This window comes from Ferrovibrio sp. (assembly GCF_046297895.1).
Taxonomy (GTDB): domain Bacteria; phylum Pseudomonadota; class Alphaproteobacteria; order Ferrovibrionales; family Ferrovibrionaceae; genus Ferrovibrio.
The window spans coordinates 66,933-80,947 of the sequence record NZ_JBKBHC010000001.1 but is presented as its reverse complement, the minus strand read 5'-3'; the positions used below and the strand labels follow the sequence as shown (position 1 = coordinate 80,947).

The following is a 14,015-nucleotide window of genomic DNA, read 5'->3' as shown; positions in this document are numbered from 1 at the left end:
GCTCACTATCATTTCAATCCAAGGACCTGCGTATGCCGGGCATCCCGCGGAAGGCTGCGGCGGCATGATCGAGATGGCGTGGTGGTATATCAAGGCCGCTCTTGCCGGCCAGATAAACGGCCAGGGCAGCAACGCCGTTGATTTGCAGACCGCTTCTGCGCGCGGCCTTCCAGATGATGGACGCGCAGATCGTGGCGATGCGGCGGCGATCCTGCGGAACCAGGGCCTCGGCATCGTGGAGCAGATTGTAATAGGCGAAGAAGCGATCGTGATGCTGCTGGCGCTTGTCGGCAGACAGATGCGAGGCGGCCCGTGGCGCCCATGTCACGCTGGCCTGCAGGTCGATCAGACGGCGTGCCTTCAGCGCCAGTCGCAGCGGTAGCGCTTCGTCCTGTATGAACAGGCGCTCGTCGCAGCCACCGGCGGCGCGGAAGAGGGTGGTCTCGACCAGCCAGGCCATGCGCACGAAGCCGCGGCCGTTCAGGATGGTGGCCAGCGGCCGGTCGCTCACCGCAAAGGCCGGCGCGGCACCGATGGCAGGCGGCTGCAGGTCGGTCGCCGCCTGGTCGGAATGCTTCACCTTTCCATGCACCATGTCGGCCTGGTGCTGCTGCATCAGACGCAGCATTGTCATCGCCGCGTCGGGCGCAATCAATTCGTCGGCGTCGATTAGGCACAGGCAGCGCCCGCGCGCCTGCGCCACGCCCTGGTTCAGGCGCCGACTGGGGCCGGCATTCGAGTCATTGCGCAGGATAGTCGCCATCGGCAGCGCACCGGCTCCGGCCTGCAGGATATCCGCCGAGCCGTCCTGCGAGGCATCGTCGACGAAGATGTATTCGGCTGCCACTTCCAGCCGCTGGGCCGCCAATGCAGCCAGGCTGTGCGGCAGGATGTCGGCCTTGTTGTAGACCGGGATCACAAAACTGATTTCAGGCTGGCCGGGCATGCAAAGCCGCAGGTCGGAGAATGGACTGTATGGTCGCGATTAAAGGCTTTCGCCTCGGTTTACAAGCACGGGGCCAGGCGCGGCGGTCAGACGACCAGGTTGATCGATTCGGCGGGTGGGCGCCGCTGGGTCTTGCCAAAGCCGTCATAGGTGATCGGCGCGCCATGGAACTGGCGCACCGGCGCCTCGCGCTCGGCCTTGGCCTTGTCCGGACCGCCGATCTCGCCGCGCACCTCCAGCAGCTTCTGCAGCATGACCTCGGCGCCGGGCAACTGTCCGGCGCTCATGATTTCCGCGCGCGATTTCGGCTGACCGCCGGTTTGCAGCGTCACGGTGCCGCGCTCGGCGGGCAGGGAGGGGATGATGGCGGTGACATCCGACATGCTGTTAAGGTTACCAGAACGCTTATCCACAGCAAGGCGTTGTGGTTAATACAGACATTTCAATGCCTTGCCTGGCATTGCCGGAGGGCGGACCGGGAAATGGGGTGGCAAAATTGGCCATGTGGGGCCCGGCGGCATAGTTGATATCCTGTGGCCTCGGTCATGCGGACAATCCGGGGGCGGTCGTGTCGTCTCGTCGTCTGTTGCAGCGCAGAACCATTTTGGGCGCCGGCCTTGCCGGTCTGGCGCTGGGGCTTCCGACGACACTGTACGGCCAGCGCCGGGCGGTCGACATGGCCCTCGTTCTGGCGGCCGATTGTTCGGGCAGCGTGCATGGCGAGCACTACACCCTGCAGCAGCGCGGTTACGGCGATGCCTTTCGCGATCCCAAGGTGATCAAGGCCATACGCTCCGGCATTCATGGGGCAATCGCCGCCTGCTATTTCCAGTGGTCGGGCTATCGGCTGCAGACCCAGCAGATTCCCTGGACAATCCTGCAAACCGATGCCGAGATCGCGGCATTTGCCCTGGCGCTGGAGCGCACGGAACGGGTGATCTTCAGCGGCGGAACATCGCCCGCCGGCGCGATCGAATTCGGTCAGGCGCTGCTGGCGCGGACCGAGGTCGAAGTGGCGCGGCGTGTCATCGACGTCTCCGGCGACGGCCGCAGCAACAACGGACCCGTGCCGGATGCAGTGCGGGATCGCGCCGTAGCCGCGGGGATCGTGATCAACGGGCTGCCGATCCTGCACCTTGAACCCGATATCGACGACTATTACCGCGACCATGTGATCGGCGGGCCGGGGGCCTTCATGATTCCGGCCCGCGATTTCGAGGATTTTGCCGCGGCAATCCGGCGCAAGCTGGTGCTTGAGATCGCAGGCGTCGGCGCGGTGCTGCCATCCTGACGGCGCAACAATCCGTCTGCGGCCGGAGCAATGCGGGCGGGTGGCGCATGCGGATTATGTGCGCTGCAGCAGGCGGTGGGATCGCAAAATTCACGCTGGGATAAGTTCCGGTTCACTCTGAGGCAAGATGGACGGCGGGAACGGCGCTACTTCTTTTCCGGATTTCCCACCGCCCAGCGGCAGGAAAGAGAAACGCCTTGCCCGGATCTATTCCGGAGCTGGCGATCAACGGGAGGAGTAAGCATGAAAAAGCGATTGCACGTGCTTTCGGCCATTCTGGCCGCCGGCCTGCTCACGGTTGCTGCCGCTGCGGCGATGGCCCAGGACAAGATCAAGATCGGTTACGCGATTTCCAAGACCGGGCCGAATGCGGGCGGCGCCAACATCACGCAGATCCCGAACTATCAGCTCTGGTTCAAGGAACTGAACGACAAGGGCGGCCTGCTGATCGGCGGCAAGCGCGTGCCCATCGAGGTGGTCGAGTACGATGACCGCTCGAATTCCGAAGAAGCCGTGCGCGCCGTCGAGCGCCTGATCACCCAGGACAAGGTCGACCTGCTGCTGCCGCCCTGGGGCACGGGCCTCAACCTGGCGGTCGGCCCGGTCTTCAACAAGTACGGCTATCCGCAGATCACCTTCAGCGCGGTGACCGACCGTGCGCCGGAACTGGTCAAGCGCTGGCCGAACAGCTTCTGGTTCCTCGGCACCAGCGTGCAGTATATCGACGCCCTGGTCGAATTGCTGACCAAGGAACAGAAGGCCGGCAAGATCAACGCCAACGTGGCGATGATCAGCATCGCCGACGGCTTCGGCATCGACCTGTCGAAGGCTGCCCGCGCGGGTCTGGAGAAGGCCGGCTTCAAGCTGGTCTATGACAAGAGCTATCCCATCGGCACCCAGGACATGGCGCCGATGATCGGCGAAGCCCAGCGTTCGGGCGCCGATACCTTCATTGCCTTCAGCTATCCGCTCGACACGGTGGCGATCAACGATCAGGCCAAGATCGCCAATTACGCGCCGAAGGTGATGTTCACCGGCGTCGGTACGGCTTTCCCGCTGTTCCCGCAGCGCTTCGGCGAGAATGTCGAAGGCATCATGACGCTGGGCGGCTGGTTCCCCAACAACCCGGGCACCATGGAATACCGCAAGAAGCATGTTGCCATGCATAACCGCGATCCCGACTACTGGGGCAGCCAGCTCGGCTATGTCTCGCTGCAGATGCTGGAGCAGGCGGTCGAGCGCGTTGGCAAGATCGACCGTGCGGCGATCATCAAGGAACTGCAGACCGGAACCTTCGATACCGTGCTGGGCAAGATCAAGCTGGTCGACAACATGCCGCCGAAGGGCTTCTACCCCTATATCGGCCAGTGGCAGAAGGGCTTCTTCACCGGCGTTGCGCCGGCGGGCCCGGGCATCAGCCCGATGATCATCCCGAAGCCGGCCTGGAAGCAGTAAGCCCGCGTTCCGCGGCGGGCGGAACCGCCCGCCCCGGTTTGTTATGAAGGTAACCGTTGATGTTTGTCGAAGCCCTGCTCTCCGGCGTCACGCTGGGCGGCATGTATGCGCTGATCGCCATGGGGCTCACGCTTCAGTATGGCGTGGCGCGGATCATGAACCTGTCCTACGGCGAATTGTTGATCGCCGCGGCCTTCGCCGCCTTCTGGTTCTTCACCGCCGCTGGCCTGCCGCCGCTGGTCGGCATGCTTGTGATCGTGCCGGCGGCCACGCTGATCACCTATGCGATCTACCGCATCCTGCTGGTGCCGCTGGTGCGCCGCGCCAAGACGCGCGACGCGCTCGAGGTCGACAGCATTCTCGCCACCTTCGGGCTGCTGTTCGTGGTGCAGGGCGTCATGCTCGTGCTGTTCGGCGGCGCCTATTACAGCTATTCCTTCCTCGCCGTGCCGGTGCAGGTTTTCGGCGCGACCATCGCGGCCAACCGCCTGCTGGCCCTGGGTTTCGCCGCCGTGATCGGCCTGGCGCTCTATTGGGGCCTGACCCGCACCCGGGCCGGCACCGCGGTGCGTGCCGTGGCGGTCGATCCCGTCTCGGCCCAGCTTGTCGCCATCGACGTGCGCGCCACCGCCGCGATTGCCTTCGCGCTGGGCGGCGCCCTGATCGCGGCCAGCGGCGTGCTGACCTCGATGTTCCTCACCTTCAATGCCAATATCGGCGTGGTCTTCACCATGAAGGCGCTGATCGTCGTGATCATGGGCGGCGTGGGCAACATGCTGGGCGCGCTAGTTGCCGGCCTGATCCTCGGCCTGACCGAAACCTTCGTCGCCACCTGGATCGATCCCGGCCTCACGCTGGCGGCCACCTACACGATCTTCCTGCTGATCCTGCTGGTGCGGCCGCAGGGCCTGTTCGGCGGAGCCGGCCGATGAACCGCCGGATTCTGCTGGGCCTGCCGCTGGCCCTGATCGCGCTGGCCGTGCTGGCCATGGTGCCGTTCTTTGCCGATGGCTATGGCCTGTCGCTGGCGATCAGCATCCTGAACTACACCGTGCTGGCCACGGCCTGGGCGCTGTTCTCCGGCCCCACGCGCTATGTCTCGCTCGCCACCGTCGCCTTCTTCGGCATCGGCGCCTATACGGTGGCGGTGTTCGGCGAGGTGCTGGCCTGGCCGTTGGTGCTGCTGATCGCGCTGGTCATCGGCCTGGTCGTCGCACTGGTGGTCGGCCTGTCCACCCTGCGTCTTTCGGGCGTCTATTTCGTCATCTTCACCTTCGGGCTGGCCGAACTGATCCGCCAGCTCGTCACCTGGTACGAAGTCAACATCACCCGCACGCTCGGACGGTATGTCTTCATCGACATCACCACCGAGCAGATCTATTGGCAGCTCCTCGGCCTGGCCGTGCTGGTTTTCCTATGCGGCATGCTGATCCGGCGCTCGCGGCTGGGCCTGGCCCTGCAGGTGATCGGCGACGACGAAACCGTGGCGCGTCATGTCGGCATCAACACCACCACGGCCAAGGTGGCGCTGTTTGCCCTCAGCGCCGTGTTCATGACGCTCTCGGGTGCCGTGATGGCGCCGCGCTGGACCTATATCGACCCGGCCATCGCCTTCAATCCGGTCACCTCCTTCCAGGTGCTGATCATGGCCCTGCTGGGCGGCGTGCATCGTCTCTATGGTCCGGTGCTGGGCGTGGTGCCGCTGGCGCTGCTGTTCGAATACCTGCTGGCCAACTTCCCGAACCACTTCAGCATCCTGATCGGCCTGGCCTTCATGCTGATCGTCTATGCCATTCCGCGCGGCATTGTCGGCCTGCTGGAGCAGGGCAGGGGCGCCATACGGGGCTTTGGCGGGGAGAAGCGGCCATGAGCGCACCCGCCTTGCTGCAGGTTTCCGGCCTGACCCGGCGCTTCGGCGGCCTCGTCGCCGTCGACGGCGTGGAATTCGCCGTGAAGGATGGCGAGATTCTCGGCCTGCTCGGACCGAACGGCTCGGGCAAGACCACCGTGCTGAACATGATCTCGGGCGCGCTGGCGCCGAATGCGGGCACGATCGCGCTGCGCGGCGCCGCCATCCATGGCCTTGCGCCGCACCGGATCGCCCGCCTGGGCGTGGCCCGCACCTTCCAGCTCGTCCGCGTGCTCGCCTCCCTGTCGTGCCGCGAGAATGTGCTGGCCGGCCTCGCGTTCGGCACCCGGCATCTGTGGGGGAACGCCGCCGCGCGCGAGGCCGAGGATATCCTTGCCCGCGTCGGACTGGCCGGTCGTGCCGACACGATGACGACCGAGCTGACCTATATCGACCAGAAACGGCTGGAACTGGCCCGTGCGCTGGCGCTGAAGCCGCAGCTCCTGCTGTTGGATGAATGGCTGGCCGGCCTCAATCCCACCGAACTGCTGCAGGGCATCGACCTGATCCACTCGCTGCGTTCGGAAGGCATCGCCATCCTGATGGTCGAGCATGTGATGGATGCCATCCGCTCGCTCTGCGACCGCTGCGTGGTGATGAATGCCGGCCGCAAGATCGCCGACGGCACGCCTGCCGCCGTGCTGGCCGATCCGGAAGTCGTACGCGCCTATCTGGGGGATGCCGATGCTTGAGATCGCCGGCCTCTCGGTATCCTATGGCAAGCACCGCGCCCTCGATAACGTGGGCCTGAGTGTCGCCGCGCGCGAGATCGTGGTGATCCTCGGCGCCAATGGCAGCGGCAAGACCTCGCTGCTGCGCGCCATCGGCGGCCTGCAGCCTACGGCGGCCGACACCCGCATCACGCTGGCCGGGCAGGACCTGCGCCGCTTGGGCGCGCACCAGATCGTCGAGGCCGGCCTGGCCCTGGTGCCCGAAGGCCGCGGCATCTTCGGCGAACTGACCGTGCGCGAAAATCTGCAGCTTGGCGCCTTCGCCAAACGGGCGCGCGCCAAGGAGAGCGAGAATCTGCAACGGGTGCTGACGCTGTTTCCCCGCCTGGCCGAGCGCATGAACCAGGCCGCCCGCACCATGAGCGGCGGCGAACAGCAGATGGTGGCCATCGGCCGCGCCCTGATGTCGGCGCCCGACATCCTGCTGCTGGACGAGCCCTCGCTGGGCCTGTCGCCGCTGATGTGCGGCGAACTGTTTGGCGCGCTGGAACGCGTGCGCGGGTCCGGCATCGGCGTGCTGCTGGTGGAGCAGAATGCCAAGCGCAGCCTCGCCATCGCCGACCGCGGCTACCTGATCGAAAACGGCCGCATCGTGGGCCAGGGCAGTGCTGCTGCACTGCGCGACGATCCCGCGGTGCAGCGTGCCTATCTGGGCGTCGCCGCCGACAGACATTGAAAACAGGGAGAGCAAGCATGTTCACCATCGATCTGCTGATTGACGGCAAGGATGTCGCCGCCGTCGGCGGCCGCACCTTCGAGCGCCATAACCCGCTGACCGGCGCCGTGGCCAGCCGCGCGGCGGCTGCCGATGTGGCCGATGCCATCAAGGCAGCCGATGCGGCGGCTAAGGCGTTTCCGGCCTGGTCGGCACTGGGCCCGAATGCGCGTCGCGCGCATCTGCTGAAGGCAGCCGACGCGCTGGCGGCGCGGGCCAAGGATTTCATCGCCCGCATGGCCGAGGAGACCGGGGCCACGGCGGCCTGGGCCGGCTTCAACGTGCATCTGGCCTCCGGCATGCTGCGCGAGGCGGCGGCGATGACCACCCAGATCGGCGGCGAGGTGATTCCCTCTGACAAGCCGGGCTGCGTGGCGATGGCGGTGCGCCAGCCGGTCGGCGTCATCCTCGGCATCGCGCCGTGGAACGCGCCGGTGATCCTTGCTACCCGCGCGCTGGCGATGCCGCTGGCCTGCGGCAATACCGTGGTGCTGAAGGCATCCGAAATCTGCCCCGGCACGCATCGCCTGATCGCCGAGGCATTGGCCGATGCCGGCCTGCCGCCCGGCGTGGTGAATGTGGTGACCAATGCGCCGGCCGATGCCGCGAAAGTGGTCGAGGCCCTGATCGCCCATCCGGCGGTGCGGCGCATCAACTTCACCGGCTCCACGAAAGTGGGGCGCATCATCGCCGAGACGGCGGCGCGGTATCTCAAGCCGGTGCTGCTGGAACTGGGCGGCAAGGCGCCGTTCCTGGTGCTGGAGGATGCCGATCTGGACGAGGCGGTGAAGGCCGCCGCCTTCGGCGCCTTCATGAACCAGGGCCAGATCTGCATGTCGACCGAGCGCATCGTGGTCGACCAGAAAGTGGGAGACGCCTTCGTCGCCAAATTCGCCGCCAAGGCGCAGACGCTGGTGGCCGGCGACCCACGTCAGGGCAATACGCCGCTGGGTGCCGTGGTCAGCCGCGAGGCAGCCGAGAAGGTGGTGCATCTGATCGACGACGCCGTGGCCAAGGGTGCCAAGCTGGTGGCCGGCGGCAAGGCCGATGGCGCCATCATGTCGGCCAGCGTGCTCGATCATGTCACGCCCGAGATGAAGATCTATCACGAGGAATCCTTCGGTCCGGTCACCTGTGTGGTGCGGGCGCGCGACGAGGAGGATGCCATCCGCATCGCCAACGACACCGAATACGGCCTGGCGGCCGCCGTGTTCAGCCGCGATATCCCGCGTGCCATGGGCGTGGCGCGCCGCATCGAAAGCGGCATCTGCCACATCAACGGCCCGACCGTGCATGACGAGGCGCAGATGCCCTTCGGCGGCACCAAGGCATCCGGCTACGGCCGTTTCGGCGGCAAGGCCGGCATCGAGGAATTCACCGAGCTGCGCTGGATCACCATCGAGACCCAGCCCGGCCATTACCCGATCTGAGCGGGGCGCGGCATGGCATTGCTGGAGGGCAGGGTCTGCATCGTCACCGGCGCGGCCGGCAGCCTAGGGCTGGCCAGCGCCGCCGCCTTCTTGCGCGAAGGTGGCCGCGTCATGCTGGTGGATCTGAAGCAGGACCGGCTGGAGGCGGCGCAGCGTGCGCTGAATGCGCCGGCCGACCGCGTGGCGGTGTATGCCGCCGACGTGGCCGATGCGGCCGCTACGCGGGGCTATATCGATGCCACCGTGGCGCAATGGGGCCGCATCGACGTGCTGTTCTCCAATGCCGGGATCAGTGGCGTGATCAGCCCGATCACCGAGTATCCGGAAGACGTGTTCGACGCGGTGATGGCCGTGAACGTGCGGGCCTCGTTCCTGGCCTGCAAATACGGCCTGCCCAGGATGGCCAAGGGCGGCAGCATCATCATCACCTCCAGCGTGGTGGGCGTTACCAGCGATCCCGGTATCTGCGCCTATGCCACCTCCAAGCATGCCGTGATCGGCCTGATGCGCACGGCGGCCAAGGAAGCGGCGCCGCGCGGCATCCGCGTCAACGTGATCGCGCCGGGGCCGATCGACAACGGTTTCCAGAAGGAGATCGAGGTGGGGCTTTCGGCCGCCATCGGGCGCGACGCCACCAAATTCCTCGATTCCATCATCCCGCTCGGCCGCCATGCCCAGGCCGAGGAAGTCGCGCGTTCGGTGCTGTTCCTGGCCAGCGACCAGAGCAGCTTTTCCACCGGCAGCGTCTTCATGGCCGATGGCGGCATGCATATCTGACCAGCAGAAGCGACCGAAAAACCGGAGGAGCCCCATGCCCGAGTTAGCGACCACCGAATTCTGGAAGGACCTCAAGCCCATCGCCAAGGTGTTTCAGCCCGATGCCCTGCCCGAGGCCTATATCGCCAACGCGCCGACCGATGACGAGAAGCTGTATGTGCCGTTCACCGACACGGTGTCGTCGCGGCCGCTATGGATCTCGCCGTCGCAGAACAAGTGGTGCGACATCCTGATGGCGAAAAGCGCCGGGCTGGTGAACCGGCATTACCATCCCCACGAAGTGTTTGCCTACACCATCTCGGGCAAATGGGGCTATCTGGAGCATGACTGGACGGCGACGGCCGGCGATTTCGTCTACGAGACGCCGGGCGAGGGCCATACCCTGGTGGCTTACGAGCACAAGGATCCGATGAAAGTGTTCTTCATCGTCACCGGCCCGCTGATCTGGCTGGACGAGGCCGGCGAACCCGACGGCTATTTCGACGTGCACCAGTACATCGCCATGTGCAAGGCGCATTACGACAAGATCGGCATCGGCGCCGATTACATCAACACGCTCTATCGCTGAAGCATCAGGGCTGGCGCACGTAGGAACCGGGCGCCGGCTCCAGCGGTTTGCAGCCGGCGGCCGCATTGCCCATCTCTGGCGGTGCGGTGCGGCCACTGCTGTGCTGCGCCAGCCAGTCGAACCAGGCCGGCCACCACGACCCCGATTGCGCCGGCGTGTCATTCAGCCAGCGGTCGGGGTCCACAAAAGGCGCATGCTCGGGATGATGCGCCAGCCGGTAGTGGCGGTTGTTCCGGCCCGGTTCGCTGACGATGCCGGCATTGTGGCCGCCCGAGGTGAGCAGGAAGGTTACGTCGGTGTCGGCCAGCCGCACGATCTTGAACACCGAATGCCAGGGCGCCACATGGTCGAATTCGGTGCCGACGGCGAAGATCGGCACGCGGATATCGGTCAGCGCCACCGCGCGGCCATCCACCTGCAGACGGCCTTCGGCGAAGTCGTTGTTCAGGAACATCTGGCGCAGGTATTCGCTGTGCATGCGATAGGGCATGCGGGTCTGATCAGCGTTCCAGGCCATCAGGTCGATCATGCCGCGGCGTTCGCCGACGATATAATCGTGCATCATCTGCGACCAGATCAGGTCGTTGGAGCGCAGGAGCTGGAAGGCGCCGGCCATCTGCTTGGTATCCAGATAGCCCTGCTGCCACATCATGTCTTCCAGGAAGGTCACCTGGTTCTCGTCGATGAACAGGGTCAGTTCGCCGGCTTCCGAGAAATCGGTCTGCGCCGCCAGCAGGGTCAGGCTGGCCAGGCGGTCGTCGCCGTCGCGCGCCATGGCGGCAGCGGCCACCGACAGCAGCGTGCCGCCCAGGCAATAGCCCACGCCGTGGATTTTCTGTTTCGGGCAGATCGTCGAGACGGCATCGAGTGCCGCCATCACGCCCAGTCTGCGGTAATCGTCGAAAGCGAGTTCGCGGTCGTCGTAATCCGGGTTCTTCCACGAGATCATGAACACGGTATGGCCGCGCTCGACCAGGTGGCGCACCATCGAGTTCTGCGCCGACAGGTCGAGGATGTAGTATTTCATGATCCAGGCAGGCACCAGCAGCACCGGCTCGGCCAATACCGTCTCGGTGGCCGGCGCATACTGGATCACTTCGATCAGGCGGTTGCGGAACACCACCTGGCCCGGCGTTACCGCCACGGTTTCGCCCACGCGGTAATCCTCCGCGCCCACTGGCGGCCGGCCGGCCAGGGTGCGCTGCATATCCTCGATGAAATTGCCGAAGCCGCGCACCAGGTTCATGCCGCCTTCGCTGATCGTGCGCTGCAGGGCCACCGGATTGGTCGGCAGGAAGTTGCTGGGCGAGAAGATGTCGAAGATCTGCCGGGTGGCGAATTCCACCACCTGCTCATGGTGCTTCGACACGCCGCGCACGCCTGTGGTGGCGTTATGCAGCCATTGCTGGCCCAGCAGGAAGGACTGGTAGATGAAATTGAAGGGTGGCTGCTGCCAGGCCGCATCGGCGAAGCGGCGGTCCTGCGGCAGCGGCTTGATGCAGGTGGCGCTCTGGTCCTGGCCCGTCCCGCTGGCGGCATAGAGGGCGAAGCGCAGCAGCTTGCGCAGCGCCTTGTGGCCCAGTTCGGCCTGCTTGCCGGGCGAAAGCGCCAGATGCATCGCCCAATCCAGATAGGCCGCCGGCAGGGCCAGCGGCGAGATGCCGAGCGACAGCTTGGCCAGCGTGGCATTCACCAGCCGGTCGAGCGGCAGCGCGGTGCCATCCTCGGCTTCGGGGGGGCAGGGGGCGGCCGGCAGCGGGGGCGTCGGCTTCGCGGCGGGGAGTCTGGCGTGCATGTCCGGTCCAAAGCGTTGCGTGATGCCGCTACTCTACCAGCCGTTTGTGGTAGGAATTTGATTACGCTCAATAAATCCCTGCTTTACCTGTCGATGCATACAATATGTTGCGGCGCGAAATCGCATTGCAAAATCAATAATTTAGATTGACTCTTCCGATCTGCTGCCGCCATCGTTCGATTGTTGGACAATTGGGCAGCGCGAGCGTGACATTCACCAAACTGGATATCCTGCCGGCCTACAAGCTGGTCTCGCGCCGGATCGAGCAGCATATCCTCGAAGGCCGCCTGCAGCCCGGCGACCGCCTGCCCAGCGAACCGCAGCTCGCCGCCCAGTTCGGCGTGAATCGCGCGACGGTACGCGAGGGCATCCGCCAGCTCGAACAGGAAGGCTTCCTCCAGCGCGCCGCCGGGCGCCGGCTGTTCGTTTCGCTGCCGGGCTACAACGATCTGGCCCCGCGCGCCTCGCGCGCACTGGCGATGCAGAAGGTCAGTTTCCGCGAATTGTGGGATGTCGCCATCCTGCTCGAACCGCCGGCGGCGCGGCGTGCGGCCGAGGTGGCGAGCGAGGCCGATATAGCCGCGCTGGAAGAGAATGTCATCGCCACCGAGGCGGCGGTGGATGCCGGCCGGCCCTTCACCCAGCTCGATACCGAATTCCACGCCATGGTGGCGCGCATCTCGGGTAATCGCGTGCTGGAACTCTCCCGCGAGGCCGTCGGCCTGCTGTTCTACCCCGCGCTTGAGGCGCTGCTGCCGCATCTGCCGCAGGCCGGCCGGCGCAACGTGATCGGCCACCGCAAGGTGCTGGAAGCGATACGCCGCCGCGATGCCGACGAGGCGGAATTGTGGATGCGCAAGCAGATGATCGATTTCCGCCGCGGCTATGAACTGGCCGGGCTGGACATGGATGCGCCCGTCGCCTGGACGGAGCATGCCCGCAGCGGGGAGGCGCCCGACCAGTAGGAAACCGTGACCGCACAGTCCTTGTGTCAGAACCATAAAAATCCACTCAGGAGGAAACGAGCATGATCAAGGGTAAGTACAGATACATTATGGCGGCTGGCGCCCTGCTGGCGGCCGGCTTGGCGGGCGCGTCCGCCCAGGCGCAGCAGACCTTCAAGGTTGGCATTGTCACCTTCCTCTCTGGCCCGGCGGCGGAAAGCTTCGGCGTGCCGGCCTGGAATGGCGGCAAGGTGGTGATCGACGCCCTGAACCGCGGCGAGGGGCCGGCACCCTATAACAAGGTCGGCTTCGGCGGCCTCAAGATCGAGCCGGTGGTGATCGACGAGAATGGCGGCGCCACCAAGCAGGTGCAGGAACTGCGCAACCTGTATCAGCGCGACAATGTCGATTTCGTGATCGGCTATGTCGGCTCCGGCGACTGCCTGGCCGTCGCCCCGGCCGCCGAGGAACTCAAGCGCCTGCTGGTGCTCTACGATTGCGGCACGCCCCGCATCTTCGAGGAAGCCAAGTACGACTATGTCTTCCGCACGGCCGCCCACGGCACGATGGATAACGTCGCGCTGGCGCGCTACCTGAAGAACAGCAATGTGAAGGTCGACAATTTCAGCCTGATCAACCAGGACTATGCTTGGGGGCATGATTCCAAGGCCGATTTCATCGGCGCCATGGCCAACATGTATCCCAATGCCAAGGTGGAAGCCGACCTGCTGCCGAAATTCGGCGCCGGCCAGTATGGCACCGAGGTCTCGGCCCTGATGCGCACCAATTCCAGCGTGGTGCATTCCTCGCTGTGGGGCGGCGATCTTCAGGCCCTGATCCTGCAGGGCGCGCCGCGCGGCCTGTTCAAGAAGAGCGTGGTGGCGCTGTCGGCGGCCGACCACGTGATTCCGCCGCTGGGCGACAAGATGCCCGAAGGCGTGATCATCGGCGCGCGCGGTGCCTATGGTCTGATGGCGCCGAAATCGGCGATCAACGACTGGTTCTGGAAGATCTACCAGGACGCCTACAAGACCTATCCGGTGCAGGCGCCCTACCGCATGGTGCAGTCGATCCTGGGCGTGAAGAACGCCATCGAGAAGGCGATGGAGAAGAATGGCGGCAAGAAGCCGACCAACGAGGAAATCGCCGCCGCCCTGCGCGGCAGCGAATGGGACTCGCCCGGCGGCAGGATCCGCATGGTGAACGGCAACGGCCACCAGGCGATTCAGGATATCGCCATCGGCAAGACCAAGTGGGATGCCGCGTCCAAGTCGATGCAGCTGGTGGATATCCAGCGCTTCCCGGCCGAATGCGTCAATCCGCCGCCGAACATGAAGAGCCAGGACTGGCTGAAGGCCGGCATGCCCGGCGCCAAGTGTAACTGAGCCTGTTGCAGTTCGCGAACCCGGCCGGCGGTGCTCCCGCCGGCCGGATGCGCAAGTCCAAGCCCGGGG

At 65.5% G+C, this 14,015-nt stretch carries 14 protein-coding genes; 11 read left to right on the top strand and 3 right to left on the bottom strand.

What is annotated here, in order from left to right:
• Nucleotides 1-13: 13 nt before the first annotated feature.
• A complete protein-coding gene (locus tag ACK4FK_RS00385; protein ID WP_409739554.1) occupies nt 14-946 on the bottom strand; it encodes a glycosyltransferase family 2 protein in 933 nt (310 codons plus the stop codon).
• 86 nt (nt 947-1,032) lie between these two features.
• Complete coding sequence (locus ACK4FK_RS00380) at nt 1,033-1,329, bottom strand: hypothetical protein (RefSeq protein ID WP_409739552.1); 297 nt, start codon at nt 1,327-1,329, stop codon at nt 1,033-1,035.
• Nucleotides 1,330-1,514: 185 nt separating this feature from the next.
• On the opposite strand from ACK4FK_RS00380, the gene ACK4FK_RS00375 reads away from it, so the two are divergent.
• The 9 genes from ACK4FK_RS00375 to ACK4FK_RS00335 all read left to right on the top strand — a co-directional run bounded on the left by ACK4FK_RS00375 (nt 1,515) and on the right by ACK4FK_RS00335 (nt 9,822).
• Nucleotides 1,515-2,237, top strand: coding sequence for a DUF1194 domain-containing protein (locus ACK4FK_RS00375; RefSeq protein ID WP_409739549.1), 723 nt, complete (start codon nt 1,515-1,517; stop codon nt 2,235-2,237).
• 243 nt (nt 2,238-2,480) lie between these two features.
• Nucleotides 2,481-3,692 (top strand): amino acid ABC transporter substrate-binding protein, encoded by a 1,212-nt coding sequence (locus ACK4FK_RS00370; protein WP_409739546.1) that lies wholly within the window; start codon nt 2,481-2,483, stop codon nt 3,690-3,692.
• 59 nt (nt 3,693-3,751) lie between these two features.
• The gene (locus tag ACK4FK_RS00365) at nt 3,752-4,624 is read left to right on the top strand and encodes a branched-chain amino acid ABC transporter permease (protein ID WP_409739544.1); all 873 of its coding nucleotides are present in this window, start codon (nt 3,752-3,754) and stop codon (nt 4,622-4,624) included.
• Nucleotides 4,621-5,562, top strand: a complete 942-nt coding sequence (locus ACK4FK_RS00360) for a branched-chain amino acid ABC transporter permease (protein ID WP_409739541.1) — start codon at nt 4,621-4,623, stop codon at nt 5,560-5,562. Before ACK4FK_RS00365 ends, ACK4FK_RS00360 begins: the two co-directional genes overlap by 4 nt.
• On the top strand, nt 5,559-6,293 hold the full coding sequence (locus tag ACK4FK_RS00355; protein WP_409739538.1) for an ABC transporter ATP-binding protein: 735 nt from the start codon (nt 5,559-5,561) through the stop codon (nt 6,291-6,293). The genes ACK4FK_RS00360 and ACK4FK_RS00355 overlap by 4 nt, the downstream gene beginning before the upstream one ends.
• A complete protein-coding gene (locus ACK4FK_RS00350; RefSeq protein WP_409739535.1) occupies nt 6,286-7,008 on the top strand; it encodes an ABC transporter ATP-binding protein in 723 nt (240 codons plus the stop codon). The genes ACK4FK_RS00355 and ACK4FK_RS00350 overlap by 8 nt, the downstream gene beginning before the upstream one ends.
• 17 nt (nt 7,009-7,025) lie before the next feature.
• Nucleotides 7,026-8,477, top strand: coding sequence for an aldehyde dehydrogenase (locus ACK4FK_RS00345; protein WP_409739532.1), 1,452 nt, complete (start codon nt 7,026-7,028; stop codon nt 8,475-8,477).
• A 12-nt stretch (nt 8,478-8,489) separates the two neighbouring features.
• Nucleotides 8,490-9,254 (top strand): SDR family NAD(P)-dependent oxidoreductase, encoded by a 765-nt coding sequence (locus ACK4FK_RS00340; RefSeq protein WP_409739529.1) that lies wholly within the window; start codon nt 8,490-8,492, stop codon nt 9,252-9,254.
• A 34-nt stretch (nt 9,255-9,288) separates the two neighbouring features.
• Nucleotides 9,289-9,822, top strand: coding sequence for a 2,4'-dihydroxyacetophenone dioxygenase family protein (locus tag ACK4FK_RS00335; RefSeq protein WP_409739527.1), 534 nt, complete (start codon nt 9,289-9,291; stop codon nt 9,820-9,822).
• Nucleotides 9,823-9,826: 4 nt separating this feature from the next.
• On the opposite strand, the gene ACK4FK_RS00330 is transcribed toward ACK4FK_RS00335, so the two are convergent.
• A complete protein-coding gene (locus ACK4FK_RS00330) occupies nt 9,827-11,617 on the bottom strand; it encodes a PHA/PHB synthase family protein (protein WP_409739525.1) in 1,791 nt (596 codons plus the stop codon).
• Between the two features lie 206 nt (nt 11,618-11,823).
• Here ACK4FK_RS00330 and ACK4FK_RS00325 point away from each other — a divergent pair, with 206 nt between their 5' ends.
• Entirely contained in the window at nt 11,824-12,582 is a 759-nt protein-coding gene (locus tag ACK4FK_RS00325; RefSeq protein ID WP_409739522.1) for a FadR/GntR family transcriptional regulator, read from the top strand.
• A 62-nt stretch (nt 12,583-12,644) separates the two neighbouring features.
• A complete protein-coding gene (locus tag ACK4FK_RS00320) occupies nt 12,645-13,946 on the top strand; it encodes an ABC transporter substrate-binding protein (protein WP_409739519.1) in 1,302 nt (433 codons plus the stop codon).
• Nucleotides 13,947-14,015: the final 69 nt, after the last annotated feature.

Excerpts from the sequence above, each read along its gene's own strand:
- ACK4FK_RS00385 (WP_409739554.1), bottom strand. The coding sequence starts at position 946 with ATGCCCGGCCAGCCTGAAATCAGTTTTGTGATCCCGGTCTACAACAAG.
- ACK4FK_RS00380 (WP_409739552.1), bottom strand. The coding sequence starts at position 1,329 with ATGTCGGATGTCACCGCCATCATCCCCTCCCTGCCCGCCGAGCGCGGC.
- ACK4FK_RS00370 (WP_409739546.1), top strand. The coding sequence starts at position 2,481 with ATGAAAAAGCGATTGCACGTGCTTTCGGCCATTCTGGCCGCCGGCCTG.
- ACK4FK_RS00365 (WP_409739544.1), top strand. The coding sequence starts at position 3,752 with ATGTTTGTCGAAGCCCTGCTCTCCGGCGTCACGCTGGGCGGCATGTAT.
- ACK4FK_RS00360 (WP_409739541.1), top strand. The coding sequence starts at position 4,621 with ATGAACCGCCGGATTCTGCTGGGCCTGCCGCTGGCCCTGATCGCGCTG.
- ACK4FK_RS00355 (WP_409739538.1), top strand. The coding sequence starts at position 5,559 with ATGAGCGCACCCGCCTTGCTGCAGGTTTCCGGCCTGACCCGGCGCTTC.
- ACK4FK_RS00350 (WP_409739535.1), top strand. The coding sequence starts at position 6,286 with ATGCTTGAGATCGCCGGCCTCTCGGTATCCTATGGCAAGCACCGCGCC.
- ACK4FK_RS00345 (WP_409739532.1), top strand. The coding sequence starts at position 7,026 with ATGTTCACCATCGATCTGCTGATTGACGGCAAGGATGTCGCCGCCGTC.
- ACK4FK_RS00340 (WP_409739529.1), top strand. The coding sequence starts at position 8,490 with ATGGCATTGCTGGAGGGCAGGGTCTGCATCGTCACCGGCGCGGCCGGC.
- ACK4FK_RS00335 (WP_409739527.1), top strand. The coding sequence starts at position 9,289 with ATGCCCGAGTTAGCGACCACCGAATTCTGGAAGGACCTCAAGCCCATC.
- ACK4FK_RS00330 (WP_409739525.1), bottom strand. The coding sequence starts at position 11,617 with ATGCACGCCAGACTCCCCGCCGCGAAGCCGACGCCCCCGCTGCCGGCC.
- ACK4FK_RS00320 (WP_409739519.1), top strand. The coding sequence starts at position 12,645 with ATGATCAAGGGTAAGTACAGATACATTATGGCGGCTGGCGCCCTGCTG.